Source organism: Micromonospora sp. DSM 43699 (genome assembly GCF_055517075.1).
The window spans coordinates 1-25,705 of sequence record NZ_JBTMMT010000083.1 but is presented as its reverse complement, the minus strand read 5'-3'; the positions used below and the strand labels follow the sequence as shown (position 1 = coordinate 25,705).

Annotated in this window: 18 protein-coding genes and 1 pseudogene; 10 read left to right on the top strand and 9 right to left on the bottom strand. The window is 72.7% G+C overall.

Annotated features, from left to right (window positions below; all coding sequences use genetic code 11):
• Nucleotides 1–2: 2 nt before the first annotated feature.
• The gene (locus AC0AIB_RS27780; protein ID WP_465097797.1) at nt 3–2,138 is read right to left on the bottom strand and encodes an acetoacetate--CoA ligase; all 2,136 of its coding nucleotides are present in this window, start codon (nt 2,136–2,138) and stop codon (nt 3–5) included.
• Nucleotides 2,139–2,467: 329 nt separating this feature from the next.
• On the opposite strand from AC0AIB_RS27780, the pseudogene AC0AIB_RS27775 reads away from it, so the two are divergent.
• From AC0AIB_RS27775 to valS, 6 genes and pseudogenes are all read left to right on the top strand, one after another.
• Nucleotides 2,468–2,857, top strand: a pseudogene (locus AC0AIB_RS27775) (DNA-3-methyladenine glycosylase family protein); the annotation flags it as partial.
• Entirely contained in the window at nt 2,854–3,381 is a 528-nt protein-coding gene (locus AC0AIB_RS27770) for a methylated-DNA--[protein]-cysteine S-methyltransferase (protein WP_328343087.1), read from the top strand. The pseudogene AC0AIB_RS27775 and the gene AC0AIB_RS27770, both read left to right, overlap by 4 nt.
• Before the next feature lie 47 nt (nt 3,382–3,428).
• A complete protein-coding gene (locus AC0AIB_RS27765) occupies nt 3,429–5,234 on the top strand; it encodes an ABC transporter ATP-binding protein (protein ID WP_328343085.1) in 1,806 nt (601 codons plus the stop codon).
• A 23-nt stretch (nt 5,235–5,257) separates the two neighbouring features.
• Nucleotides 5,258–7,126 carry an ABC transporter ATP-binding protein gene (locus AC0AIB_RS27760; RefSeq protein ID WP_465097796.1) on the top strand — a complete coding sequence of 623 codons (1,869 nt, stop codon included), beginning with the start codon at nt 5,258–5,260 and terminating at the stop codon, nt 7,124–7,126.
• 155 nt (nt 7,127–7,281) lie between these two features.
• Nucleotides 7,282–8,856, top strand: a complete 1,575-nt coding sequence (locus AC0AIB_RS27755) for a trypsin-like peptidase domain-containing protein (RefSeq protein WP_465097795.1) — start codon at nt 7,282–7,284, stop codon at nt 8,854–8,856.
• Between the two features lie 129 nt (nt 8,857–8,985).
• Entirely contained in the window at nt 8,986–11,616 is a 2,631-nt protein-coding gene (valS, locus tag AC0AIB_RS27750) for a valine--tRNA ligase (RefSeq protein ID WP_465097794.1), read from the top strand.
• 90 nt (nt 11,617–11,706) lie between these two features.
• Here the strand turns inward: valS and AC0AIB_RS27745 are convergent, their stop codons facing one another.
• From AC0AIB_RS27745 to AC0AIB_RS27715, 7 genes are all read right to left on the bottom strand, one after another.
• Nucleotides 11,707–12,417: an ABC transporter permease gene (locus AC0AIB_RS27745; RefSeq protein ID WP_328343079.1), complete on the bottom strand. Its 711-nt coding sequence runs from the start codon at nt 12,415–12,417 to the stop codon at nt 11,707–11,709.
• A complete protein-coding gene (locus AC0AIB_RS27740; RefSeq protein WP_465097793.1) occupies nt 12,417–13,367 on the bottom strand; it encodes an ABC transporter ATP-binding protein in 951 nt (316 codons plus the stop codon). Before AC0AIB_RS27740 ends, AC0AIB_RS27745 begins: the two co-directional genes overlap by 1 nt.
• Nucleotides 13,364–14,248: an ABC transporter permease gene (locus AC0AIB_RS27735; protein WP_328343075.1), complete on the bottom strand. Its 885-nt coding sequence runs from the start codon at nt 14,246–14,248 to the stop codon at nt 13,364–13,366. The genes AC0AIB_RS27740 and AC0AIB_RS27735 overlap by 4 nt, the downstream gene beginning before the upstream one ends.
• A complete protein-coding gene (locus tag AC0AIB_RS27730) occupies nt 14,241–15,098 on the bottom strand; it encodes an ABC transporter ATP-binding protein (RefSeq protein ID WP_442930864.1) in 858 nt (285 codons plus the stop codon). Before AC0AIB_RS27730 ends, AC0AIB_RS27735 begins: the two co-directional genes overlap by 8 nt.
• 204 nt (nt 15,099–15,302) lie before the next feature.
• The gene (locus AC0AIB_RS27725) at nt 15,303–17,066 is read right to left on the bottom strand and encodes a CotH kinase family protein (RefSeq protein ID WP_465097792.1); all 1,764 of its coding nucleotides are present in this window, start codon (nt 17,064–17,066) and stop codon (nt 15,303–15,305) included.
• Entirely contained in the window at nt 17,066–17,743 is a 678-nt protein-coding gene (locus AC0AIB_RS27720) for a DUF4956 domain-containing protein (protein WP_465097791.1), read from the bottom strand. The genes AC0AIB_RS27725 and AC0AIB_RS27720 overlap by 1 nt, the downstream gene beginning before the upstream one ends.
• Nucleotides 17,744–17,749: 6 nt before the next feature.
• Complete coding sequence (locus tag AC0AIB_RS27715; RefSeq protein ID WP_328343067.1) at nt 17,750–18,676, bottom strand: polyphosphate polymerase domain-containing protein; 927 nt, start codon at nt 18,674–18,676, stop codon at nt 17,750–17,752.
• Nucleotides 18,677–18,851: 175 nt separating this feature from the next.
• Here AC0AIB_RS27715 and AC0AIB_RS27710 point away from each other — a divergent pair, with 175 nt between their 5' ends.
• The 4 genes from AC0AIB_RS27710 (at nt 18,852) to galT (ending at nt 23,171) form a co-directional block, all read left to right on the top strand.
• A complete protein-coding gene (locus tag AC0AIB_RS27710; RefSeq protein WP_328343066.1) occupies nt 18,852–19,484 on the top strand; it encodes a DM13 domain-containing protein in 633 nt (210 codons plus the stop codon).
• Nucleotides 19,485–19,611: 127 nt separating this feature from the next.
• Nucleotides 19,612–21,141: an adenylyl-sulfate kinase gene (gene cysC / locus AC0AIB_RS27705; protein ID WP_328343065.1), complete on the top strand. Its 1,530-nt coding sequence runs from the start codon at nt 19,612–19,614 to the stop codon at nt 21,139–21,141.
• 150 nt (nt 21,142–21,291) lie between these two features.
• Nucleotides 21,292–22,098, top strand: coding sequence for a DeoR/GlpR family DNA-binding transcription regulator (locus AC0AIB_RS27700; RefSeq protein WP_328343064.1), 807 nt, complete (start codon nt 21,292–21,294; stop codon nt 22,096–22,098).
• Nucleotides 22,095–23,171, top strand: a complete 1,077-nt coding sequence (gene galT, locus AC0AIB_RS27695) for a galactose-1-phosphate uridylyltransferase (protein WP_328343062.1) — start codon at nt 22,095–22,097, stop codon at nt 23,169–23,171. The genes AC0AIB_RS27700 and galT overlap by 4 nt, the downstream gene beginning before the upstream one ends.
• An 891-nt stretch (nt 23,172–24,062) precedes the next feature.
• Here the strand turns inward: galT and AC0AIB_RS27690 are convergent.
• A complete protein-coding gene (locus tag AC0AIB_RS27690; protein ID WP_328343060.1) occupies nt 24,063–25,280 on the bottom strand; it encodes an NADP-dependent isocitrate dehydrogenase in 1,218 nt (405 codons plus the stop codon).
• Nucleotides 25,281–25,705 lie beyond the last annotated feature (425 nt).

The window sequence follows — 25,705 nt, the reverse complement described above, 5'->3', positions numbered from 1 at the left end:
GGTTACGGGGTGGGGCGGGATTGGGCGAAGGTGGCGAAGGCGGCGAGGGACTCGGGGTTGGCCAGGGCGCCCTTGGCGGCGGCCGAGTCGACCGGGGTGCCGGTGAGGATCTTCTTGACCGGCACCTCCAGTTTCTTGGACGACAGGGTGCGCGGGACCGCCCTGACCTGGTGGATCTCGTCGGGGATGTGCCGGGGCGACAGCGCGGTACGCAGCTCGCGGGCGATCTTGCGGCGTAGCGCGTCGTCGAGCTCCAGGCCCTCGGCGAGCACCACGAACAGCAGCAACTCCCCCGCACCGCCCTCGTCGTCCTCCAGGTGCACCACCACCGAGTCGACGACCTCGTCGAGGCTCTCCACCACCGAGTAGAACTCGGCCGTGCCGAGGCGTACCCCGCCCCGGTTGAGGGTGGCGTCGGAGCGACCGGTGATCACGCACCCGCCCCGCTCGTTGATGGTGATCCAGTCGCCGTGCCGCCATACCCCGGGATAGACGTCGAAGTACGCCTCGGCGTAGCGGCGGCCGTCCGGGTCGTTCCAGAATCCCACAGGCATGCTCGGCATCGGCGCGGTGATCACCAGTTCGCCCAGCTCCCCGAGCACCGGGGTGCCGTCGGCCGAACGGGCCTCCACCTTCGCCCCGAGCGCCCGGCAGGTGATCTCACCGGCGTACACCGGTAGCAGCGGCACCCCGCCGACGAAGCCGGTGCAGACGTCCGTCCCGCCGGACAGCGACTGGAGTTGGAGGTCGGTGCCGACCGTCTCGTACACCCAGGTGAAGCCCTCGGCGGGCAGCGGCGCACCGGTGGAACCGACCCCGCGCAGCGCGGACAGGTCGGCGATCTCGCTGGGCACCAGGCCGGCCTTGCGGCAGGCCAGCAGGAACGGCGCGGACGTGCCGAAGTACGTGGTGCCGGTCTCCTCGGCCAGCCGCCACAGCGAGCCGAGGTCGGGGTGGCCGGGGTTGCCGTCGAACAGCACGATCGTCGTCCCGACGGCCGGCCCGGAGACCAGGAAGTTCCACATCATCCAGCCGGTGGTGGTGAACCAGAAGAACCGGTCGGCCGGGCCGAGATCATGGTGCAGGGCCAGCATCTTGAGGTGTTCCAGCAGGATGCCGCCGTGCCCGTGCACGATCGGCTTCGGCAGGCCGGTGGTGCCGGAGGAGTAGAGCACGTAGAGCGGGTGGTCGAACGGCACCGGCGTGAAGGTCAGCGGCTCGTCGGTCTCCGCCGCCAACTCGGCCCAGCTCAGGCCATCCTGGGGTACGCCGTCCGGCGCGGCCTCCGTGCGATCGGCGGGGCCGTCAGGGCTGGCCGAGACAGAGCCGACGGGGTTGGCCGGGCTGGCCGGGACAGAGCCGATGGGGCCGACAGGGCTGGCCGGGACAGAGCCGGCAGCGGCAGGACCGGCAGCGGCAGGGCTGACGGAAGCAGGGTCGGCGGGGGCCAGCGGGTGCAGATAGGGGATGTCGACGGTATTGGTCAGCGACGGCAGGGCGGCCCGGATGGCGGCCACCTCGGCGCGTCGGTCGACAGGCTTGTCGCCGTACCGGTAGCCGTCCACGGCCACCAGGACCTTCGGCGCGATCTGCTGCCAGCGGTCGACGACGCTACGGGTACCGAACTCCGGGGCGCAGGACGAGAAGATCGCCCCCAGGCTGCTGGTCGCCAGCAGCAGCACGTACGTCTCGGGGATGTTCGGCGCGTACGCGGCCACCCGGTCCCCGGCGACCACGCCGAGCCGGCGCAGCCCGGCCGCCACCCGACGGACCTGTTCGCGCAGTTCGGCGGCGGTCAGGGTGACCGGCGGACGGGTCTGGGAGTGCGCGACCACCACCGGGTCGGCGTCGGCCCGACCTGGCATCCGCAGCACGTTCTCGGCGTAGTTGAGCGTCGCGCCGGGGAACCACCGGGCACCCGGCATCGCCGGATCAGACAGGGTCGCCGTCGGCGGGGTGTGCGCCACCACCTCGAAGTGGTCCCAGATCGAGCGCCAGAAGGCGTCCAGATCGGTGACCGACCACTGCCACAGCGCGTCGTAGTCGGCGAAGTCCAGCCCCCGGTGCTCCCGCAGCCACCGCAGGTAGCCCCCGATCCGGGACCGCTCGCGTACGTCCGCCGGCGGCGTCCACAGCACGTCACCCACCGCTCCACCCTCCCTGAGGCCCCGCACGGCACTGTGCCCCGGGCCGTGACGCCATCTTGCCTACCTGCCAGCGCCATCATCCACACCGGCCCCCACCACCGAAACGTGCCCCGCGCACACAATCCGGCCTGCCACCCCCGGCAGCCCGCCCCGCACCGCCCCCGCCGATCAAGCAGCCAGCTCCCACTGATCAAGCCGCCAGACCCCGCTGATCAAGAGGTTCGGGTCAACATCCCGCCCGGACCTGCCCCAAACCTCTTGATCACCGTGGCGAACCCGGCGAGCTCGGAGGGCTCGGAGGGCTCGGAGTGGTTGGTGGGGGGTGGGGGGAGGTGCGGGGGTTTCCGGGGGCGGAGGAGGTGGCGGGGTTGCCGGACGCGGCGTTCGGGATGCCGGTCGCGCGGCGGGAGACGATCCGGGCATTGGCCCGGGCGGTCGCCGCCGGGGAGGTCGACCTGGAGCCGGGCGGGGACCGGGCGGAGACCGTACGACGGTTGACCGCGCTGCCCGGAATCGGGCCGTGGACGGCCGGCTACCTGGCCATGCGCGCCCTCGGCGACCCGGACGTGCTGCTCTGCACCGACCTCGCGGTACGCCGGGGCGCCGCCGCCCTCGGCCTGCCCCACACCCCCACCACCCTCGACACGTACGCCGAGCGCTGGCGACCCTGGCGGTCGTACGCGACGATCAGACTCTGGAGAGCGGCATGACGACCACCGGCACGACGGCAATCGGCACCACCACCATGGACACCCCGGCCGGCCCGCTGAGCGTGCTGGTCGGCCCGGACGGCGCGGTCCGGGCCGCCGGCTTCACCACCGCGCCGGAGAGCCTGCTGCCGCTCGTGCACCCGAGCCTGCGCGGCCCGCTCCGGCCGCACGCCGACCTCGGCCCGGTGACCGCCGCCGTGCACGCCTACCTCGACGGCGAGCTGACCGCGATCGACGAGGTGCCGGTGACCCAGCACAGCGGCGGGGCGTTCCTGACCCACGCCTGGACCGTGCTGCGCGACGTCAAGCCCGGCGAGCCGATCACCTACACCGCGTACGCCGCACTGGCCGGCCGGCCCGCCGCGGTCCGGGCGGCGGCCGCCGCCTGCGCCCGCAACGCCGCCGCCCTCTTCGTCCCCTGCCACCGGGTGCTACGCACCGACGGGACCCTCGGCGGCTACCGGTACGGGTTGGCGGTGAAGACGTGGTTGCTCGGTCATGAGCGGCGGCTGACGGCAAACTGACACAAGCCGACAGCGGCATCGACACCGTTCGACGCTACGGTCGGATGGTGCCCGCGCCGTGCGACGGCGACCCGGCCCCGAGGGTGGACGGCCGGGTCCGGCCGCTGCGCAACCTCTGGCGGCTGCGCCGCTACCTGCGCCCGTACGCCCCCGCGTACGCCCTGTTGCTGCTGGCCGCGCTGGCGGCCACCGGGGCCGGTCTCGCCGTACCCCTGGTGGTGCAGCGGGTGGTGGACGGGCCGGTGGCCCGGCACGACCCGGCCGGGTTGCTGCGGCTCGGCGGGCTGGCCCTGCTGCTCGGGCTGGTCGAGGCGGTGCTGATCTTCATCCGGCGGTGGAGCCAGTCCTCCTCGTCGGCCGGCATGGAGGCGACCATCCGCGCCGACCTCTACGCCCACCTGCAACGGCTGCCGGCCGGTTTCCACGACCGCTGGCAGTCCGGGCAACTGCTGTCCCGGGCCACCAGTGACCTGTCGGTGCTGCGCCGGTTCCTCTCCTTCGGCCTGCTCTTCCTGGTGCTCAACCTGGTCACCTACGTCGCCGTGGTGATCCTCCTGGTGCGGTTGCACGGGCCGCTGGGTCTGCTGGTGGCGGCCAGCGCGGTGCCGCTGTTCGTGATCAGCCGCCGGTTCGGCAGGCGCTACCACGCGGTCTCCCGGCGGATGCAGGACCAGCAGGGCGACGTGGCCACCCTGGTCGAGGAGACCGCGCAGGGGCTGCGCACCATGAAGGCGTACGGGCGGGGGCCGGAACTGGCCGAACGGTTCGCCCGGCGGACCAGCGCGCTGCACGACACCGGGGTCGGCAAGGGTGCCATGCAGGCCCGCGCCTCGGCCCTGTTCGACCTGGTGCCCAACCTGACCCTGGGCGCGGTGCTGGTCGGCGGCGCGACGCTCGTCGCCCGGGACGCGCTGACCGTCGGCGAGCTGGTCGCCTTCGTCAGCCTCCAGCTGATGCTGATCTGGCCGGTGCAGTCGCTCGGCTGGATCATCGCCAACGGGCAGGAGGCGGCGACCGCGGCGGACCGGATCCAGGAGGTGCTGGACACCCCTCCGTCGATCGTGGACGCTCCGGACGCCGTCGCGCTGGCCCGGTCGGCGATCCGCGGCCGGCTCCGCTTCGAGGGGGTGTCGTTCCGTTATCCGGGCAGCCCGGAGCCGGTGCTGCGGGAGATCGAGCTGACCGTCGAGCCGGGCGAGACGCTGGCCCTGGTCGGGGCGACCGGCTGCGGCAAGAGCACGCTGCTCTCCCTGGTCCCCCGGTTGTACGACGTGACCGACGGCCGGATCACCCTGGACGGGCACGACCTGCGGGCGCTGCGGCTGGACGCGCTGCGCCGGCTGGTCGGGGTGGCCTTCGAGGAGCCGACCCTGTTCTCCATGTCGGTCTGGGAGAACCTCACCCTGGGCTGCCCGGACGCCGACGCCGACCAGGTCCGGGCCGCGTTGACGCTGGCCCAGGCCGACTTCGCGTACGAGCTGCCGTGGGGGTTGGCGACCCGGGTGGGCGAGCAGGGCCTGTCGCTCTCCGGTGGGCAGCGGCAACGGCTGGCGCTGGCCCGCGCGGTGCTCGGCCGGCCGGCGCTGCTGGTCCTGGACGACCCGCTCTCCGCCCTGGACGTGCAGACCGAGGCGCTTGTCGAGGCGGCGTTGCGCCGGGTGCTGCGGGAGACCACCGCGCTGCTGGTGGTGCACCGACCGTCGACCGTGGCACTGGCCGACCGGGTGGCGCTGCTCGACGGGGGCCGGATCGTCGCCGTCGGGCGGCACTCCGAGCTGCTGGCCACGGTGCCGGCGTACCGGGCGGTGCTCGCCGCCGAGCCCTCGGCGACTCCGGGCCTGGTGCGTTCGTGAGCCGTCGCCCGCCCCGACAGCACATTCCGGCCGGGAGCGACGGCCGGTCCATCGGCGCGCTGTCGCGCTGGCGTGGGCTGGCGACCGACCCGGACGCCGACCGCAGCCGGGCCGAGGACGACTCACCCGAGGCCGTCGCCAGGCTGCGCGCTCGGAGCCGGGCGCTGCTGCGGGACCTGCTCCGGCCGCTCCGTCGACCGCTCGGCGCGGCGGTGGCCCTGCTGCTCGCCCAGAACACCGCCGCGATGGCCGGGCCCTACCTGGTCATGCTCGGCATCGACCGGGCGGTGCCCCCGCTGCGGGCCGGCGACCCGGGTCCGCTGGCCGCCGTCGCGGGCGCGTTCACCGTCGCGGCCGTCACCGAGTACGCCGCCCGGCGCGGCTACCTCACCCGCTCCGCCCGGATCGGCCAGGCCGTCCTGCTCCAGCTCCGCCAGCGGGTGTACGGCCACCTGCTGACCCTGTCGGTCGGCTTCCACGAGCGCTACACCTCGGGTCGGGTGGTGTCCCGGCTCACCAGCGACGTGGACTCCATCGCCGAACTGGTCGACGGCGGGATCGACACCCTGGTCGCCGCCGCGCTGTCGGTCCTGTCGGTCGCCGCCATCCTGCTCTGGTTGGACCTGCCACTGGCGGCGCTGACCCTGCTGGCGTTCCCGTTCCTGTTCTGGCTGTCCCGCTGGTTCGCCCGCGCCTCGGCGCACGCCTACCGGCACAGCCGGGAGGCGATGGCCCTGGTGATCGTCCACTTCGTCGAGTCGCTGCGCGGTATCCGCGCGGTGCAGGCGTTCCGCCGGGAGCCGCGCAACCAGCAGATCTTCGGGACGGTCAACGACGAGTACCGGGGGGCCAGCCTGCTCGGGTTCCGGCTGATCGCCACGTACTCGCCGGGGATCAAGGTGATCGGCAACGTCACCGTCGCGCTGGTGCTCGGGTACGGCGGCTGGCGGGTGCTCGGCGGCGACACCGAGGTGGGGGTGCTCGCCGCGTTCCTGCTCTATCTGCGCCGGTTCTTCGAGCCGATGCAGGAGCTCAGCCAGTTCTACAACTCGCTGCAGTCCGCGACGGCCGCGCTGGAGAAGCTGGCCGGGGTGCTGGATGAGCGTCCCGGGGTGCCCGAACCGGCGTCACCGGTGCCGCTGCCGGCCGGGCCGGGCCGGGGCGCGGTGACGTTCCGCGCGGTCCGGTTCGGCTACCGGCCGCAGGCGCCGATCCTGGCCGGGCTGGATCTGGCCGTGCCGGCCGGGCAGACGGTGGCCCTGATCGGCCCGACCGGTGCCGGCAAGTCGACGGTGGCGAAGCTGCTCGCCCGGTTCCACGATCCGGACGACGGCACGGTCGAGCTGGACGGCGTCGACCTGCGGGAGCTGGTCGACGCCGAGCTGCGGCGCGCGGTGGTGCTGGTGACCCAGGAGAACCACCTGTTCGGCGGCTCGGTGGCGGAGAACATCCGGTTCGGCCGGCCGGACGCCACCGACGCGGCGGTGCAGGCGGCGGCGCGGGCGATCGGCGCGCACGATTTCATCGCCGCCCTGCCCGACGGGTACGACACCGACGTGCACCGGCGCGGCGGGCGGCTCTCCGCCGGGCAACGGCAGCTCGTCGCGTTCGCCCGCGCGTTCCTGGCCGACCCCCGGGTGCTGATCCTCGACGAGGCGACCTCGTCGCTGGACGTGCCGACCGAGCGGTTGGTGCAGCAGGCGCTGGCCACCGTGCTGCGGGACCGCACCGCGCTGGTGATCGCGCACCGGCTCTCCACTGTGGAGACCGCCGACCGGGTGCTGGTTGTCGACTCCGGACGGATCGTCGAGGACGGCCCACCGGGCCTGCTCGTCACCACCGGTGGCCGGTACGCCGCGCTGCACCGGCAGTGGCGCGACTCGCTGGTCTGACGGGCCGTCCGGCACCGCTCCGGGGCAGCCGGTGGGCCGCGTGCCGGATAGACTCTGCCCGCATCGATGGGTCTCGCCCCCGTTTCCACCGGTCCCACCGGCGGACGGGCGTGGTGGGGCCGATCGCATCGCCGGGCATACGGGGAGGTTGCGGCGTGCGGATTCGCGGACGAATGGTGCTGGCGGCGGCAGTGGCGCTGGGCATGGCGGGGACGACAGGGGTGGCGCTGGCCGTGGACGGGGCCACCGGCCCGGTCCACGAATCGAACGGTGGGGCCTGGGCCGCCGGGGTGGCCCCGGTCGCCGAGGAGGCCCCGGCGGCGACCCGCACCGGCACCGGTGGCCGGGCGGCAGCGCCGGCGGCCCCCCGCCCGGCACCGGTGGTGACCCGTCCGGCGACGCAGGTGGCGCAGGCCGCCCCCGCCTCGGTGAGCTACCTGAGCGAGCGTTACCGGGTCGCCCCGGGCGAGGCCGCCCGCCGGCTCGCCCTCCAGGAGCTGTCCGCGCCGCTGGCCGACATCCTCGCCGCCCGCTTCCCCGGCTCGTACGCGGGGATGTGGCTGGACCAGGCCGGTGGTGGGGTGCTCACCATCGCCGCCACCGACCCGGCCCCGGTCACCGAGGCGGTCGCCGGCCTGCCGGATGCCCGGCACGTCACCGTCGTGCCGGTCCGCCACTCCCGGCGCGACCTCGACGCGGCGGCCAGTCGGGTGGCCGGGTCGCTGGGCGTCACCGCCGGGCAGGACGTGCTTGTCGACGAGCGGGCCAACGAGGTGCTGGTGCTCACCGGCGACACGGTGCCGGCCGACGACGCCCGACTGGCCGGCGTGCTCGGCGCGGGCGGGGTGCCGGTCCGGGCCCAGTCCCGGCTCGACGGCTCCTCGATCCCCAAGGCGTGCGACCCGCGCTACTGCGCCGAGGCGCCGATGCGCGGCGGCATCCGGCTGGACGTGCCCCGCGACGACGGCACCGTCGGCGGTTGCACCACCGGCTTCAACGTCCGGGCGAAGTCCGGGCAGTACTACGTGCTGACCGCCGGGCACTGCGTGGTCGGCGGCCGGCACCAGCGTGTCGACGACACCTGGCACCAGTTCCTCGGCCCGAAGGTGCCTGTGGGTCTGGAGTCGACCGCTCCGGTGCTGGCCGAGAACGCCTTCCCCTACGACTACGCGGTCCTGCCGTACGCCAAGGGGGCGACGACCCGCTGGGCGTACCCGAGGCGGGGTGTGGGCAACACGCCCAGCCTGGTCAACTACTGGTGCGTGGCGGACAATCCGGCCTGCGCCAGCAAGGGCAGCCGCGACGTGCCGGTCACCGGCGTCACGTCGTACGGCGCGGTGCAGGCCGGTTGGGTGGTCTGCGCCACCGGGTCGGCGTACACCCCGAAGGCCGGCGAGCAGTACGTCGACTCGGGGGCCGGGGCCGGCTTCCTGCCGGGCACCCGCTGTGGCGAGGTCATCGGCAAGGCCAGCGGCGGGATCGACGTGCGGGTGTGCGCCCGGCCGGGGGACAGCGGAGGTCCGCTGTTCACCGAGTCCGACGGGCGGGCGCTGGGCATCCTGAGCAACGGTGACGACGGCGAGGGCCCCTGCACCAACCCGGACGAGAAGAACACCTACGCGCCGGTCTCGGTCATCCTCGACCGGGTCAACGGTCGCACCGGGCTCGACTTCCAGATCGCCACCAAGGGCCCGCTGCTCGCCCCGCCGGCCGCCTCCGCGAACCGGTAGACCACCCGGGCCCGCCCCGCGCCCGCGCCGCACACCCACCGCGCCGCACGGCGCACACCCGGCGCGAGGTAGCCGGCACGCCCGGTAAAGCCGGTGGGCGGGGCGTCGGCGGATGCCTACGATCGACCGATGACTGACACGGCGAGGACGGCCCGCGCCGGTGTTCCCGAACGTCCCACCCTGGACGGCATCGAGGAACGCTGGGCGCAGCGCTGGCAGGAGGAGGGCACGTACGCGTTCGACCGGGAGAAGGCGACCGTAACGGGGGCGACCGTAACGGGTCGCGGGTCGGCGGCGGACGCGCCGCGTCGGCACGGTCGGGGCGACGACGTGTACTCCATCGACACCCCGCCGCCGACCGTGTCCGGCGAGCTGCACATGGGGCACGTCTTCTCGTACACGCACACCGACACGGTGGCCCGGTTCCAGCGGATGCGCGGCCGGAACGTGTTCTACCCGATGGGCTGGGACGACAACGGCCTGCCCACCGAGCGCCGGGTGCAGAACGTCCACGGGGTGCGCTGTGACCCGTCCCTGCCGTACGACCCGGCGTGGCAGCCGCCCGACGCCCCGGTCACCGAGGCCCGCCGTCGGGAGCCGACGCCGATCTCCCGACGCAACTTCGTGGAGCTGTGCGGGCGGTTGACCGCCGCCGACGAGCAGGTCTTCGAGGCGCTCTGGCGGCGGCTCGGGCTGTCGGTGGACTGGTCGTTGACGTACACCACGATCGGGCGGGCGGCACGGGCCGCCTCACAGCGGATGTTCCTGCGCAACCTGGCCCGGGGTGAGGCGTACCAGGCGGAGGCGCCGACGCTCTGGGACGTCGGCTTCGGCACCGCCGTGGCCCAGGCGGAGCTGGAGGACCGGGAGCGCCCGGGGGCGTACCACCGGCTGCGGTTCACCGGGCCGGACGGGCGGGAGGTACTCATCGACACCACCCGCCCGGAGCTGCTGCCGGCCTGCGTGGCGCTGGTCTGCCACCCGGACGACGAGCGCTACGCCGACCTGGTGGGCACTTCGGTGCGTACCCCCGTGTTCGGCGTGGAGGTGCCGGTGCGCGCGCACCCGCTGGCGGACCCGGGCAAGGGCACCGGGGTCGCGATGGTCTGTACGTTCGGTGACCTGACCGACGTGACCTGGTGGCGGGATCTCGACCTGTCGACCCGGGTGGTGATCGGCCGGGACGGTCGACTGCTGGCCGAGCCGCCGGCCGGCGTGCCGGCGGCGCCCTACGCGGCGCTGGCCGGGCAGTCGGTCAACGCCGCCCGGCGGACCCTGGTGGCGCTGCTGCGCGAGGCCGGCGACCTGGTCGGCGAGCCGCGCGAGATCACCCACCCGGTGAAGTTCTACGAGCGCGGTGACCGGCCGTTGGAGATCGTCTCGACCCGGCAGTGGTACCTGCGAAACGGTGGCCGGGACGCGGAGCTGCGGGCGGCGCTGCTGGCCCGGGGCGACGAGCTGCGCTGGGTGCCGGAGCACATGCGACACCGCTACGCGCACTGGGTGGGTGGGCTGACCGGTGACTGGCTGGTCAGTCGGCAACGCTTCTTCGGGGTGCCGGTGCCGGTGTGGTACCGGCTCGACGCCGTTGGCGAGCCGGACCACACCAACCCTCTCACACCGGACGAAACGTCGCTGCCGATCGACCCGTCCAGTGAGCCGCCGCCGGGCTACGACGAATCGCAGCGCGGCCTGCCCGGCGGTTTCGTCGGCGACCCGGACGTGCTGGACACCTGGGCCACCTCGTCGTTGACCCCGCAGATCGTCGGCGGCTGGGAGACCGACCCGGAGCTGTTCGACCGGGTCTTCCCGATGGACCTGCGCCCGCAGGGGCAGGAGATCATCCGGACCTGGCTCTTCGCCACAGTGGTCCGCGCCCACCTGGAACACGGGGTGCTGCCCTGGCGGGACGCGGTGCTCTCCGGCTGGATCCTCGACCCGGACCGCAAGAAGATGTCCAAGTCCAAGGGGAACGTGGTCACCCCGATGGCGCTGCTGGAGCAGCACGGCTCGGACGCGGTCCGCTACTGGGCGGCCAACGGCCGGCCCGGCATGGACCTGGCGTTCGACCCGGCGCAGATCAAGGTGGGCCGGCGGCTGGCCACCAAGCTGCTCAACGCGTCGAAGTTCGCGCTCGGGCTGGGTGCCGCCGACGCCCTGCGCACTCCGGCGACCACCCCGCTGGACACCGCCATGCTCGCCGAACTCTCCGCCGTGGTCGCCACCGCCACCGCCGCCTTCGACGGGTACGACCACACGGCCGCGTTGCAGGCCGCCGAGGCGTTCTTCTGGCGGTTCTGCGACGACTACATCGAGTTGGTGAAGGAACGCGCCTACGGCACCGGGCCCGGGGCGGACTCGGCCCGCGCGGCGCTGGCCACCGCCCTGTCGGTGCAGTTGCGACTCTTCGCCCCGGTGCTGCCGTACGTGACCGAGGAGGTCTGGTCGTGGTGGCGGTACGGCTCGGTGCACCGGGCCACCTGGCCCACCACGTACGAGGTGGACCGGGCGATCACCGGCACCGGTGACCCGGCCCTGCTCCAACTGGCCGGGGAGGCCCTGGCGCAGGTCCGCCGGGCCAAGTCCGAACGCAAGCTGTCGATGCGGGCGGAGATCCCGCTGGCCGAGGCGCTGGGCCCGGCCGCCCTGCTGGACCAGCTCACCCTGATCGCCGACGACGTGCGCGCCGCCGGCCGGATCACCACCCTCGACCTGCTTCCCGACCGCACCCCCGAGCTGGTGATCGCCAGCGCCTTCTGACCGGAGCGGCTGGCGGACCGGCGCGGTTTCGCTGATGTGGCGGTGTCCCCGCGAAAGGACACCGCCACACCGCCGACATCGTGTCGATCGTCAGCTGGTTTCGCCGGCGATGCTGAAGGAGCGGAGCCGGTCGATCGCCAGCACGGTGAAGCCGATGCTCACCAGGGCGGTCAGCACCCCCGCGACAGGCACCGAGACGGTGGTCGACAGCAGCGCGGTGGGGGCCATCCGGTCGGCCAGGGCGATCACCCACTGCTGGATCGACAGCACCTTGGTGCCGCTGACGAAGTTGCCCAGCAGCCCCTCCCAGATCAGCACGTACACCAGGCCGAGGAGCACCGGCCGCCGGGTGACCAGGCTGAGCGCCAGGAACAGCGCCGAATAGGCGAGCGCGCCCAGCGCCGAGGCGGCGGCGAGGGCCAGGCCGAGGCGTACCGAGTCGGCGAGCACGCCCGCGACGTAGAGCGGCACGGCGACGGTGGCCGCGCTGACCCCGGCGGCCACCGCGAGTTTCGGCAGCACGATCTGCCAGCGGGGCAGCGGCTTGGTCAGGATGTGCACCACCGTGCCGTCGTCGATCTCCGCGCCGAGCACGCCGGTGCCGACGATGAGCGCCACCACCGGCAGCACCACGGCCAGGCCGAGGCCGACGAGCACCGGCTGGCCCCACTCACCCGGGTCCACCCCGAGCGACCGGCAGAGCACGGCGAGCAGCACCAGCACCGCCGGCAGCGGCAGCAGCATGAGGAACCGGCGGCGGCCGAAGAGCCCGCGGGCGGTGATCCAGGAAACGGTCGACATCAGGCCTCCACCAGGTAGGAGAAGACGCTCTCCAGGGACTCGTCCTCGGGGGTCAACTGTCGGACCCGGATCTGCTGGGCGAGCGCGATCTTGGGCAACGCCCGGGTGAACGCGCCGTAGTCGCCGGCCCGTACGGTCAGGCCGGTCTTGTCCAGCTCGACGCCGGTGACCGACGGGTCGGCCATCAGCGCCACGGCCAGCGCCCGGTCGTCGGTGGAGCGGACCGCGAAGACGTGCGGTCGGTTGGTCATCAGCCGGCGGATGGTCCGGAAGTCGCCGGAGGCGGCCAGTCGACCGGCCACCATCACCTGCACCGTGCCGGAGACCTGCTCGACCTCCTCCAGGATGTGCGAGCTGAACAGGATCGTCCGCCCGGCGTCGCCGAGGGAGTGCAGCAGGCCCATCATGTGCAACCGTTGGCGCGGGTCCATCCCGTTGAACGGCTCGTCGAGCAGCAGCACCTGCGGGTCGTGCACCAGCGCGGCGGCCACCCGGGTCCGCTGCCGCATCCCCTTGGAGTACGTGCCGATCCGGCGGTCCTGCGCGTCGGTCATCTCGACCAGCTCGATCGCCCGCCGGGCGGCGGCCGCCGGGTCGGGCAACCGGTGCAGCTTGGCGCTGGCCAGCACGAACTCCTTGGCGGTGAGGAAGGAGTGCACCGCCTCCCGCTCGCTGACCAGCCCGAGCCGGCGGTAGACGGCCGGGTTACGCCAGGTCGACTCGCCGTCGAGGGTGAGCGTGCCCCGGGACGGGGCGAGGAAGCCGGCCATCATGTGCAGCAGGGTGGTCTTGCCGGCGCCGTTCGGGCCGAGCAGGCCGGTCACTCCGGAGCCGAGCCGCATGGTGACGTCGTTGACCGCCACCACGTTGCCGTACCAGCGGGAGACCCCGGCGAGGTCCAGGGTGCTGGTGACGACCGTCGGCCGGGCGTCGGTGTCGAGTGTGGTCATCGGGCGGCCACCTTCCGGTATCGCAGCAGCAGCAGGGCGGTGCAGGCGGTGACCAGCAGCACGGCGACGATCGCGTAGACCGGGCCGAAGCTGCCGATCGGCATCCCGCCGCCCTGTCCCTCGGGCACCAGCAGGTCACCGAGCGCCCAGGTGCCCACCCCACCGACCAGCGTCGACGGCGAGGCGAGGAAGGCCAGCTCGTTGACCGCGTGGGACGGCAGGATCGACAGCACGCCGACGATCGGGGTGGTCATCAGGAAGACCGCCACGATCCCACCGGCGGCGAAGGCCCGCTTACCGGTGAGCGAGGCGACCAGCAGGCCGATCGCGGCGAAGACCACCGCCCACAGCCCGGCGTAAAGCAACCCGGGCAGCAGGTCCAGCAGCTCGTTCCAGGCTCCGCGCAGGCCGTCGGAGGTGGTGAACGCCGCGCCCAGGAACATCACCAGCTGCGGCCCGCCCAGCAGCAGCCAGAGCGCGCTGACCAGGGAGAGCAGCTTGGCCAGCGCGTAGTCGTCGCGCGGCAGCGGCCGGGAGAAGTACAGCGGGAGTACGCCGCTGCGCAGGTCCCGGGAGACCAGCTCGGGGGCGGCCACCGCGACGAAGAAGATGACCAGCCAGCTCATCGCGTCGGCGAACTGGGCGTACGTCATCACCACCTGGCCGAGCTGGCTGCGGACCGCGGTGAGGCCGGCGGCCACCACTGTCACGATGCCGACGACCAGCCAGGGGAAGATCTTCGCCTTGGCGCTGCGGCCCAACCCGAAGACCGTCCGCAGGCCGTGCAGGTAGAGCGCGCCGAAGACGTGCCGGCGGCCCAGCCTCGGGCCGGTGTAGCGCTGGTAGCCGATGTCGTGGATGACGCCGGTCGGCTCAGGCATTGCTGGGCTCCCTCGGGGCGAAGAGTTCGGCCACCCGGTGCCGGCGCTGGTCCAGCCGGTGCAGCGGCAGGTCCAGCTCGGCGACCGCGCCGAGGATCAGGTCGTAGGTACGCTCGTCGACGAGCGGGACGAGCAGCATCCGGCCGTCCCGGGTCACCGGCAGGTCGAGCGCGGCGAGTCGGCCGGCCAACTGGTCGGTGCCCTCGCTCACCTCGACGGCGAGCACGTCGGTGGCCGAGGTCATCGCGTCGATCCGGTCGGCGCGCAGCAACCGGCCCCCGTCGATCGCGACCAGGGTGTCGCAGATCCGCTCCACCTCGCCCAGCAGGTGCGAGCAGACCAGCACGGAGATGCCGAACTCGGTGCCGATCCGGTGGACCAGGGCGAGCATGGCGTCCCGGCCGGCGGGGTCGAGGCCGTTGGTGGGCTCGTCGAGCAGCAGCAGGTCCGGGTCGTGCACCAGCGCCTGGGCCAGCTTGACCCGCTGCTTCATCCCGGTGGAGTAGCCCCCGACCGGCCGGTACCGCTCCTCGTAGAGGCCGACGTGGCGCAGCGTCTCGGAGGCGCGCTCCCGGGCCACCGTGCGGGGCAGGCCGCTCATCCGCCCGAGGTGGGTGACGAGTTCGGCGGCGGAGAGGTCGGGTGGCAGCGCCTCGTGTTCGGGCATGTATCCGACCCGGGCGCGGACCGCCGCCGGGTCGGTGGTGGGGTCGAGGTCGAGCACGGAGACCCGTCCGCTGGTCGGCGGGAGCAGGCCCAGCAGGATCTTGATCAGGGTGGACTTGCCGGCGCCGTTCGCGCCGACCAGCCCGATGATCCCCGGCTCGACCGCGACGGTCAGGTCGGCCAACGCGGTGACCCGGCCTCCGTACGTCTTGGTCAGCGACTCGGTCGCGATCAGTGTCACGTCCGCCAGCCTAGGGAGCGGCCACCCTGGCAGGTATCCGGAATCGCCCGGGGACTTCCCTGAGGTCGGTGACGGCCCTGAGGTCGGTGACGGCCCTGAGGTCGGTGACGGGACGCGGGCCTGGTGCCGGCCCGCGTCCCGTCGGCTTCAGCTCCGGGCGATCACCTCGTGCTTGCCCAGGCTCTCGGTCCGCTGGCCGATGAGGGTGCGTAGCCGGGCCACGTCGGAGTCGACGGCGGCGGCGTCCGCCCCGTCGACCTTCTTCAGCACCGTGCTGATCGCGGTGAGTGACTCCGCCGCCTTCCCGCTGCCGAAGACCTGTCGGTACAGCTCCCGGTAGGCGTCCTCGTAGGTCGCCTTGAAGGCGGCGCTGGCGAGGAAGCGCTCCTTGAGCTTGTGGCCCATCATCATCCCGCCGCGCGGGCCACCACCCTCGTTGTCCGCGCCCCGGGCACCCGGCCCGGCCGGCTGCCCGGGTGGCCCCCCGGCCTGCTGACCGGCCTGCGGCCCCGGCTGCTGGCCGGTCCCGCCCGGTGCTGCCTGGCCCGGGGGCGCACCGTTGACACCGACCGCGCCGGGGAAGCCCCGGCCCGTGCCGAACCCGCCACTGTCGTGCGGGCCCTGGCTGGCGTTGCCGCTGAAGGTCAGGTTGTGGTCCCAGCTGATCACGCTGAACTTCTTCGTCCCCAGGTCGTACCAGAGGTAGTAGTTCTTCCCCGGGCCGGCCATGTCGTCGAAGTTGAGCAGCAGGTTCTGCAACGCGACGTACCGGGCGAAGGACGCCACGTCCACCCTGTCGGCGAGGTGCGCGTCGAACTCCTCGTCGCTGGCCGAGTTCACCCACCGGATCAGGTTGATCACCGGTTGCAGGTCCTGGCTGCCCTTCATGGTGATCTGCTTGAAGTCGTCGGCGTACTCGGTCGGGTCGTCGCCCTGGTCGGTGAAGCTGCCGCTGGCCAGCGACTTGTAGAGCACCCCTGTGCCGTCCATCTGATCGGCGAAGTGCTCGTCCGGGTGCTCGACCAGCAGCCGGGCGGTGGTGGGCCGGTCGTTGACGCTGAACGAGGAGTACGCGTACCGCTGCGCGGCCTCACCCGTGGCGTCCAGCAGCGACAGCGACAGGGCCTCGTTGAGCACAGTCGAACCGCCGCCCATGCCGCCCACCCGGACGGCCACCTCCCGGTGCCCCTGGTAGCGCCGGCCGTCGACGAACTCGTCGAAGCTGAGCAGCCACGGCAACGTCTCCGGTTCCTCGGCCTTCAACGCCGCCCGGGTCATCCCACCGGGGAACTGACCACCACCGGCCTGCTGATCACCGCCGGCCTGCTCGCCTGCTCCGGGCTGCTGGGCGCCGGGAGCAGCACCGTCCGGCGGCCCGCCGCCGGGGAACCCGGCGCCCTGCGGCGGCCCGCCGTCGGGTGGCCCGCCCGGGAACCCGCCGCCCGGTCGCGGCCCACCGCCGTCCTCACCCCGGCCCCCGAAGGGCCGCGTCTCGCCCTTCCAACTGAGCTGGCCGAGCGTCGAGTTGCCCTTGAGCCGGATGCCCACGCTGGGGATCGTGGTCCCGTCGACGGTCAGGTCGGCCTCGACGTACTCCTTCTCGCCCTCCTTCCAGTAGGCGTCGAGCATCCGCTCGTAGTCCGCGTTCCGGAACGTCAGCGAGATCTCGTGCGCTCGACCGGCGTCGAAGAGGTCGACGGTGCCGGGGATGTCCACGCTCACCACGTCGCCCCCGGAGCTTCCGGTGCTGGTCACGTAGGGGCGGATCCGTTCCGTCCCCAGCACCAGGGTCAGCACGGCGAGGAAGGCCGCGCAGGTGGTGAGCAGCTTCCAGTTCTGCCGCACCCGGACCGGCAGCCGGCGACGCAGCCGAGGCGGCAGCACCGACCGGGTACGCAGGGACTGCGCCATCACAGGTCCGTCTGGTCGTAGCCGGTCAGCACGGTCACCCGTTGGCCCGAGGTCCGCTCACTGAGCGCGCTGATCAGGTCGCCCGGCTCGCCGCCCTTCTTCAACCGGACCGTGTACGTCATCTCGGTGAGCGCACCGGCCCGGATCGTCTCCATGCTGACCAGTTCGAACTCGGTGGTGTGCCGGACCAGCACGTCCTGGATGTCGGCGGTGTGGTTGCCGCCGGCCGGGACCTGGACCTTGACGACCTGCCGCTGCACGTTGAGCGCGAACCAGTTGAACCGGTACATCACCACGATGATCAGGCTGATCGCCACGGCGGCGGCGACGGCCAGGCTGTAGAACCGGGTGCCGCAGGCCATCCCGACGCCCATCACCAGGAAGATGAAGCCGACGTCGCGGGTCTCCTTGATGGCGTTGCGGAACCGCACCACCGACAGCGCGCCGACCAGGGCGAAGGCCCGCGCGATGTTGGAGCCCACCACCAGCATGATCAGCGAGATCAGCATGCCCAGGATGATCAGCGTCTGGACATACGACTGGCTGTACGACACGTTGCGGTGGGTGGCCCGGTAGACCCAGCCGATCATGGCGCTGAGCAGGAAGGACAACGACAGCGTGAGGGCGATGTCGCCCGTGCTGAAGGTGCCGGACAGGTCCTGGAACGTGATGTCCATCGGGGTTCAGGCCTCGTTTCTCGGGGTGGGGGCCACCAGGTCGGCAGCGGGATCGGCATCCTGGACGTGGAAGATCGAGCGCGGCACCCGGCCGAACGCCTCGACGCTCTGGCAGTACTTGGAGACCCGCACCACCGACAGCTCGGCCCGGCCGGCCAGGTCGGTGAGCCAGTACGGGACCCGTTCGTTCGCCTTGACCTCGACGATCGACTTCGAGGCCGGAATGATCAGGCGGTTCTCGGCGTCCGCGCCGAGGTGGAAGTCGCGGTCCCGGCCGCGTACCCGGTGGTCGAGGGTGACCCGCAGGCCGAGGTCGGCCCCCTGGCCGACGAACGCCTCACGCTGGTAGCCGGTCATCGCCACCGGGCGCAGGTCGAGGCCGGAGACGAGTTCCAGCACCTCCTCGACGAAGCCGCGCTGGGAGGGATCGTGCTCGATCATGACGCGCTCGTCGCAGAGTCGGCGGGCCACCCGGTAGGGCACGGCGATCCGGCGCTTCTGGGTGACCCGGTTGACCCGCTGCTTGATCTCGACGTGCACGGTCCCGTCGTCGGTCACGCCGGACCGGTCGCCGTAGTGGCGTACCCGCAGCTTGCGACGGAACTTCAGCCCTTCGATCTTCTCCCAGTAGAAACGCAGGTCGGTGGTGTCGTAGTAGACGCTCCAGACGCCGTAGCCACCGTCACCGCCGTGCGCGTCGGGCGTCATCCGGGCGGCGAGTGCGGCCCGCAACGCCGGCACCTTCGTCGTCTCGACCAGGTACTTGATCTCGTACCGGTTGAACGCGTGCAGCTTGCTCGGCGCCCGAAGGGCGTGGCCGGCATGGTCGGTGTCACCGGGAGGGGGCGACGACTCACGATGCCCTCCGGCGGAGGGTTCGGCGATGGTGGACGGATCGGATCTTGGGGTCCGGCGGGGGAACCGTAGTCGCATGCGGTGGGCGCTTTCTGATCGTGAAAGGGTCGCCGGTAGCTAAGGTGACCGGACCGGAAAGTCGATGTGAACGACCTATGAACGAGCTATGGATCGTGGATGTCCGACGGTGGTAAGGCTTTCGTAACGCCGCCGGCCGGTGATCGGCCGCCGTGGTCCGGCGAGACTGGGCGGCATGTCCCGTCGCCTGTTGCGTACCCCGCTGACCTGGGTCGCCGTCGCCGTTCTCGGCGTCGGCACCGCCTTCGGCCTGTACTGGTTCCAACCCTGGAAGGTGGTGACCGACAACCAGGTCGACGAACAACTCTCCGAGGTGGACGCCGCTCCGGCCGGCACCACCCCGATCGACGCCCCCGGCACCGCGCCCACCGGGGCCACCCCCGCCGGCACCACGTCGACCACCCCGGCCGCAGGGACAGGGACCTCCGCCGGCAGCCCCACCAGCACCCGGCCGGTGGTGCTCAGCCGGGGGGAGTTCGTCAGCCACGAGCACGACACCTCGGGCACCGCCCGGATCGTCCGCACCGCCGACGGCCGGCACCGGCTGGAACTGGTCGGCCTGGACACCTCCAACGGCCCCGACCTGAAGGTCTGGCTGACCGACCAGCCGGTACGCCCCGGCCGGGCCGGCTGGGACGTCTTCGACGACGGCCGCCGGGTGGAGTTGGGCCGGCTCAAGGGCAACCGGGGCGACCAGGCGTACGCCATCCCGGCCGGCACCGATCTCGCCGAGTTGACCAGTGTGGCGATCTGGTGCCAGCGGTTCGCCGTCTCGTTCGGGGCCGCGCCCCTGGTCGCAAACGGTTGAGCGGCACCCGCCGACCGGTCGGCGCGGCGCTCCGTTGATCCACTTCGGGGCGGGAGTGGAGTGGCGCTCTCGACCGATCGCCGGTCGGCTGAGAAACTGTGAGCCGGTCGGCGAGTGAGGGGTACGGATGAGCAACGGTTCAGTGCTGCCCGAGGACGTGTTGCGGGATACTCCCGCGTACGCACCGCGCCCCGGTGAGCTGGCCGATCTGGAGTTGCTGCTGAGTGGGGCGTACACCCCGCTGGCCGGCTTCATGACCCGCGCCGACCTGGCCTCGTCGCAGCGTCGGGGGCGGCTGGCCGACGGCACCTCCTGGCCGGTCCCGGTGACCCTCCAGGTGCCCACCCCGGTCGCCGAGGGGCTGGACCCGGCCGACCCGGGGCGCCGGACGCTGGTGCTCACCGACGGCGAGGGCGCTCCGGTTGCCGCCCTGGAGGTGACCGACGTCTGGCCGGTCCGCGAGGGCGTGGCCGGGCTGGGTGGGCCGGTCCGCCGGCTCGGCGACGGCGGGCACGGCCCGTTCCAGCGGCTGCGCCGGGGCCCGGACGAGGTACGTCCGCTGCTGCCCCCGGGCCGGGTGCTCGGGGTGATCGCCGACCGGCCGCTGCACCGGCCACAGCTGGCGCAGATCGCGCACGCCGCCCGTACCCTCGGGGCCCACCTGCTGGTGATGATCCCGGTCGGCGAGGACGGCGCAGGCGGGCTGCCCACCGAGGCCCTGGTCCGCAGCGTCTTCGCCGCCCGGGACCGGATGCCTCCGGCGACCCTGGTCGCGGTGCCGTTGCCCCGCCGTACCGACGAGATCAGCGACGCCCTGCTGCGGGCCCGGATCTCGGCCGCCTACGGGGTGACCCACCTGCTCTCCACCGGCGGCATGCTCTCCGGCGCCGGGCTGCGGGTGCTGGTCCCCCGCGAGCTGGCCTACGACAGCCGGGACGGCCAGTGGCGCTGGCGGGACGACATCCCGCCGCGCAACCGCAAGCTGGCACTGAGCGAGGCGGAGATCGACGACCTGCTCGACAGGGGGTTCCCGCTGCCCGAGTGGCACACCCCGCCGGCGGTGGCCAAGGAGCTCAGTCGGGCCCGCCCGCCGCGCCGGCACCGGGGGCTGGTGGTCTTCCTGACCGGGCTCTCCGGTTCCGGCAAGTCGACGATCGCCCGGGGCCTGGCCGATCTGCTCCGGGAGCAGGGCGAGCGGACGATCACCCTGCTCGACGGGGACGTGGTGCGCCGGGAGCTGTCCGCCGGGCTGACTTTCAGCCGGGCCGACCGGGACGCCAACGTACGCCGGATCGGTTGGGTGGCGGCCGAGATCGCCCGGCACCGGGGGGTGGGCATCTGCTGCCCGATCGCCCCGTACGCCCAGGCGCGGGCCGCCGTCCGGGAGATGGCCCGGTCCGCCGGGGCGGGCTTCCTGCTGGTGCACGTGGCCACCCCGCTGGAGGTCTGTGAGCAGCGGGACCGCAAGGGCCTGTACGCCCGTGCCCGCGCCGGCCTGCTCACCGGCATGACCGGGATCGACGACCCCTACGAGACGCCGACCGACGCCGACCTGGTGGTCGACACCACCGACCAGAGCATCGAGGAGGCGGTACAGGCGGTGATGCACCACCTGACCGAGACGGGGTGGGTGGAGCCACGGCTGCCGTCCGCCTGACCGGGGGGGTGTCCGGCCGCCTGACCGGAGGTCCGCCCGCCTGAGCCGAGGGGGTTCCACTTCCGCCGCTGCCTGCTGCGCGCTAGTGTTCAATCTTGTTGAAACACGTTCGAGCGCGTGTGGGTGTGGAGAATCCGGGAGGTGCGGCGGATGCTGGCGCGGCAGCGACAGGCGACCATCCTCGACCGGGTCCGGGCCGCCGGTGGCGTACGGGTCACCGAGCTGGCCGCCGAGTTCGGCGTCTCCGACATGACCATCCGGCGTGACCTGGACACGCTGCACGACCAGGGCCTGCTGGCCAAGGTGCACGGCGGTGCCACCGTCACCGGGCCCGGCTCGACCGACGAGCCGGGTTTCCACGCCAAGTCCGTCCGGCAGTCCACCGAGAAGGCCGCCATCGCCGGCCACGCCGCCGAACTGGTCCACCCGGGTGCCGCGATCGCCCTCTCCGCCGGCACCACCACCGCCGAGCTGGCCCGGCGGCTGGTCGACGTCCCCGGGCTGACCGTGGTGACGAACTCCCTGCCGGTGGCCGAGATCCTGCACACCGCCGGCCGACCCGACCAGACCGTGGTGCTGACCGGCGGGGTACGCACCCCGTCCGCCGCGTTGGTCGGCCCGCTGGCAGTGGAGGCCATCCGCTCGCTCCACCTGGATCTGCTCTTCCTCGGCGTCCACGGGATCACCGAGCGGGCCGGTTTCACCACCCCCAACCTGATGGAGGCGGAGACCGACCGGGCCCTGGTGGAGGCCGCCGACCGGCTGGTCGTCCTCGCCGACCACACCAAGTGGGGCACCGTGGGCATCTCCTCCATCGTCGGCCTGGGCGCCGCCGACGTGCTGGTCAGCGACGACCGGTTGGACCCCGAGGCGCGCCGGGTGATCGACGAGAAAGTGGGCGAATTGGTGATCGTGACAGGCACGGGCCGGGCGACCGGGCAGGAGACGACGCGGTGAAGCGTACGGCGATCGAGTTGGCCGACGGCCGCGAGCTGATCTACTTCGACGAACGGGACGACGCCCTCCGGGACCAACCGGACCAGCGGGAACTGCCCCCGCCCCCGCCGGCCTCCCAACTCCGCTACGACCCGCTCACCGACGAGTGGGTGGCGGTGGCGGTGCACCGGCAGACCCGGACCTTCCTCCCGCCGGCCGACCAGTGCCCGCTGTGCCCGTCCCGGGGCGAGCGGCACAGCGAGATCCCCGCGCCCGACTACGACGTGGCGGTCTTCGAGAACCGGTTCCCCTCGCTGAGCCAGCGGATCGCCGACGAACCGGCCGAGATCACCCCGTTCACCCCGGTCCGCCCCGGCCAGGGCCGCTGCGAGGTGGTCTGCTTCACCGACGACCACCAGGCCTCCTTCGCCAGCCTCTCCCCCCGCCGGGTCCGGCTGGTCCTCGACGCGCTGGCCGACCGGACGACGGCGGTCGGCGCGCTGCCCGGCGTCGAGCAGGTGTTCTGCTTCGAGAACCGGGGGGTGGAGATCGGGGTGACCCTGCACCACCCGCACGGCCAGATCTACGCGTACCCGTTCGTCACGCCGCGTACCCGGTCGCTGCTCGCGGCGGCCCGCCGGCACGCCGACCGCACCGGTGGGCGCAACCTCTACGCCGACGTGCTCGCCACCGAGCGGGCCACCGGCGACCGGGTGGTCACCGCCAACGAGCACTGGACGGCGTACGTCCCCGCGGCAGCCCGCTGGCCGTTCGAGGTGCACGTCGCACCACATCGGCCGGTTCCCGACATCCCGGCGCTCGACGACGCCGAGCGGGACGCCTTCGGGCCGCTCTACCTGGACGTGCTGCGCCGCTTCGACGGGCTGTTCGACCTGCCCATGCCGTACATCTCGGCCTGGCACCAGGCACCGGTGCGGATCGACCGGGAGCTGGGCCACCTGCACCTGCAGTTGTTCACCGTCCGCCGGGCGAAGGACAAGCTGAAGTACCTGGCCGGCTCCGAGTCCGGCATGGGGGTCTTCATCAACGACATCGCCCCCGAGCGCGCCGCCGAACTGCTCCGCGCCGCCTGACCCTTCTCCCGGATCTCCCCGGCCGACCGCGCCGGGGCGCACGCCGTCCAGAGCCGGCCCGGACCGGTCCGACCCGCTCGCACCGCATGCTGCCCGGGTAGCCCGGTCGCGCCCGCATGCTGCCCGGTCCGGCCGGGCGCACCCGCGCGCCGTCCGGAGCGGCCGGACCGACCCGCACGCCGTCCGGAGCGGCCGGACCGAGAAGCGGCGAACGAGGGCGGGAACGGCCGACCGGAGCAGCCGGCCACGGCAGGGCCCCCAGCGTCGTCAGGACGACTCTGCGGAACCCGTGCCGACCGGACCGAGAAGGCCGGAGCGGGGACGGGAACGGGCCGACCGGGGCGGACAGCACCGACCAGGGCGGACAGCACCGACCGGGCCGGGGCAGGGCGTGGACAACGTGGAACAGGGCGCGGGGGGCCCGGGACAGGGCCCCCCGCGGGGAAGGGACGGCTGGCTGTGCGAACAGCCGGGAAGGCTGGCCGGTCGGTGGTCATTGCCACGGCGACCACGGACAACCTCTCCTGGACGCGACTGGCACCACGTCCACCCCGCTCAACGACCTGTCACCATCCCCGGTGACGAGAGCGACGCGCGCTCACCCGATAGGGGGCAGCGGCCCTCGCCGGCCCACCCGATCACCCCGCCCTCCGGGAGGGCATCGCCCTGGATCCTGAAAAAGTGGCCTCCCCGGCAATCGATGCCACTCTTCCCACGATCGAGCGCGACCATGCCGGGCGGGCCCGGGGGCAGGGGCGGGGGCGGCCATGCCGGGTGGGGTGGGGACGGGTGGGGTCAGGGGCCGGGTGGGGTCAGGGGGCCGGGTGGGTCGGCCGGTACGACGGAACCCGCCGGCGGGCTGCCGGCGGGTTCCGTGGGTACGGGCGAGGATCAGGCGCCGATCTTGCGCGCCAGGTTCTCGTCGAGGGTGTTCATGAACTCGTCGGTGGTCTGCCACGGAGCGTCCCGCGAGATGAGCAGTGCAAGGTCCTTGGTCATCTGGCCGGCCTCGACGGTGTCGACGATGACCTGCTCCAGGGTGTCGGCGAACTCGGTGACCGCCGGGGTGCCGTCCAGCTTGCCCCGGTGGGCCAGGCCCCGGGTCCAGGCGTAGATCGAGGCGATCGGGTTGGTCGAGGTCTTCTCGCCCTTCTGGTACTGCCGGTAGTGCCGGGTGACCGTGCCGTGCGCGGCCTCCGCCTCGACGGTACGACCGTCCGGGGAGAGCAGCACCGAGGTCATCAGGCCGAGCGAGCCGAAGCCCTGCGCGACGGTGTCGGACTGCACGTCGCCGTCGTAGTTCTTGCAGGCCCAGACGTAGCCGCCCTCCCACTTGAGCGCGGCGGCGACCATGTCGTCGATGAGCCGGTGCTCGTAGGTGATGCCGGCGGCGGCGAACTCGTCCTTGAACTCGGTCTCGAACACCTCGGCGAAGAGGTCCTTGAACCGGCCGTCGTACGCCTTGAGGATGGTGTTCTTGGTGGACAGGTAGACCGGGTAGTTGCGGTCCAGGCCGTACCGGAACGAGGCGCGGGCGAAGTCCCGGATCGACTCGTCGTAGTTGTACATGCCCATGGCGATGCCGCCGCCGGGGAAGTTGGCGACCTCCAGCTCCATCGGGGCGCCGCCGTCGGCCGGGGTGTAACTGATGGTCACCGTGCCCGGACCGGGCACCACGAAGTCGGTGGCCTTGTACTGGTCACCGTGGGCGTGCCGGCCGATGATGATCGGCTTGGTCCAGCCGGGCACCAGCCGGGGCACGTTGGACATGATGATCGGCTCGCGGAAGACGACACCGCCGAGGATGTTGCGGATGGTGCCGTTCGGCGACCGCCACATCTTCTTGAGGCCGAACTCCTCCACCCGGGCCTCGTCCGGGGTGATGGTCGCGCACTTGACGCCGACGCCGTGCTCCTTGATGGCGTTGGCGGCGTCGATGGTCACCTGGTCGTCGGTGGCGTCCCGGTGCTGGATCGACAGGTCGTAGTAGTGCAGGTCGACGTCGAGGTAGGGCAGGATCAGCTGCTCCCGGATCTGCTTCCAGATGATCCGGGTCATCTCGTCGCCGTCGAGCTCCACGACCGGGTTGTTTACCTTGATCTTCGCCATCGGCCGGCGCTCCTCTCGGGGGACACGTGCTCAAGCAGTACGAGCGTACTGGAAACTGGTCGGCGGCACCGAGCCGGCCTCGGCCCGGGAGCCGTGGCCGGCACCGATCGGCCGGAAATCACCGTGCGGGGCGCTGCGGATTCCTGCCAGCATGACCAGCCGTACCCTCGGTCTATCACGGTCACCGCCCTCACCGACGGTGACGGACCGTTCTTCCAACCTCGCGCGGAGGCGTTTCCCGACGCCAACGCCGCCCACTGGCGCGAGCCGGACCGGCGGGAACCCGCCTCGGCGACCCCCGCCCCCGTCCAACCCCGGTGATCAAGAGGTTTCGGTCAGAAACTCGCTCTGGCGTGACCGAAACCTCTTGATCACCGGACCGGGGCCGGGCCGGGGCCGGGGCCGGGGCCGGGCGGGGGGTGGGG

Coding starts and splice junctions, on each gene's coding strand:
- AC0AIB_RS27770 (WP_328343087.1), top strand. CDS start 2,854: ATGACGACCACCGGCACGACGGCAATCGGCACCACCACCATGGACACC.
- valS (WP_465097794.1), top strand. CDS start 8,986: ATGACTGACACGGCGAGGACGGCCCGCGCCGGTGTTCCCGAACGTCCC.
- AC0AIB_RS27745 (WP_328343079.1), bottom strand. CDS start 12,417: ATGTCGACCGTTTCCTGGATCACCGCCCGCGGGCTCTTCGGCCGCCGC.
- AC0AIB_RS27740 (WP_465097793.1), bottom strand. CDS start 13,367: ATGACCACACTCGACACCGACGCCCGGCCGACGGTCGTCACCAGCACC.
- AC0AIB_RS27735 (WP_328343075.1), bottom strand. CDS start 14,248: ATGCCTGAGCCGACCGGCGTCATCCACGACATCGGCTACCAGCGCTAC.
- AC0AIB_RS27725 (WP_465097792.1), bottom strand. CDS start 17,066: ATGGCGCAGTCCCTGCGTACCCGGTCGGTGCTGCCGCCTCGGCTGCGT.
- AC0AIB_RS27720 (WP_465097791.1), bottom strand. CDS start 17,743: ATGGACATCACGTTCCAGGACCTGTCCGGCACCTTCAGCACGGGCGAC.
- AC0AIB_RS27715 (WP_328343067.1), bottom strand. CDS start 18,676: ATGCGACTACGGTTCCCCCGCCGGACCCCAAGATCCGATCCGTCCACC.
- AC0AIB_RS27710 (WP_328343066.1), top strand. CDS start 18,852: ATGTCCCGTCGCCTGTTGCGTACCCCGCTGACCTGGGTCGCCGTCGCC.
- cysC (WP_328343065.1), top strand. CDS start 19,612: ATGAGCAACGGTTCAGTGCTGCCCGAGGACGTGTTGCGGGATACTCCC.
- AC0AIB_RS27700 (WP_328343064.1), top strand. CDS start 21,292: ATGCTGGCGCGGCAGCGACAGGCGACCATCCTCGACCGGGTCCGGGCC.
- AC0AIB_RS27690 (WP_328343060.1), bottom strand. CDS start 25,280: ATGGCGAAGATCAAGGTAAACAACCCGGTCGTGGAGCTCGACGGCGAC.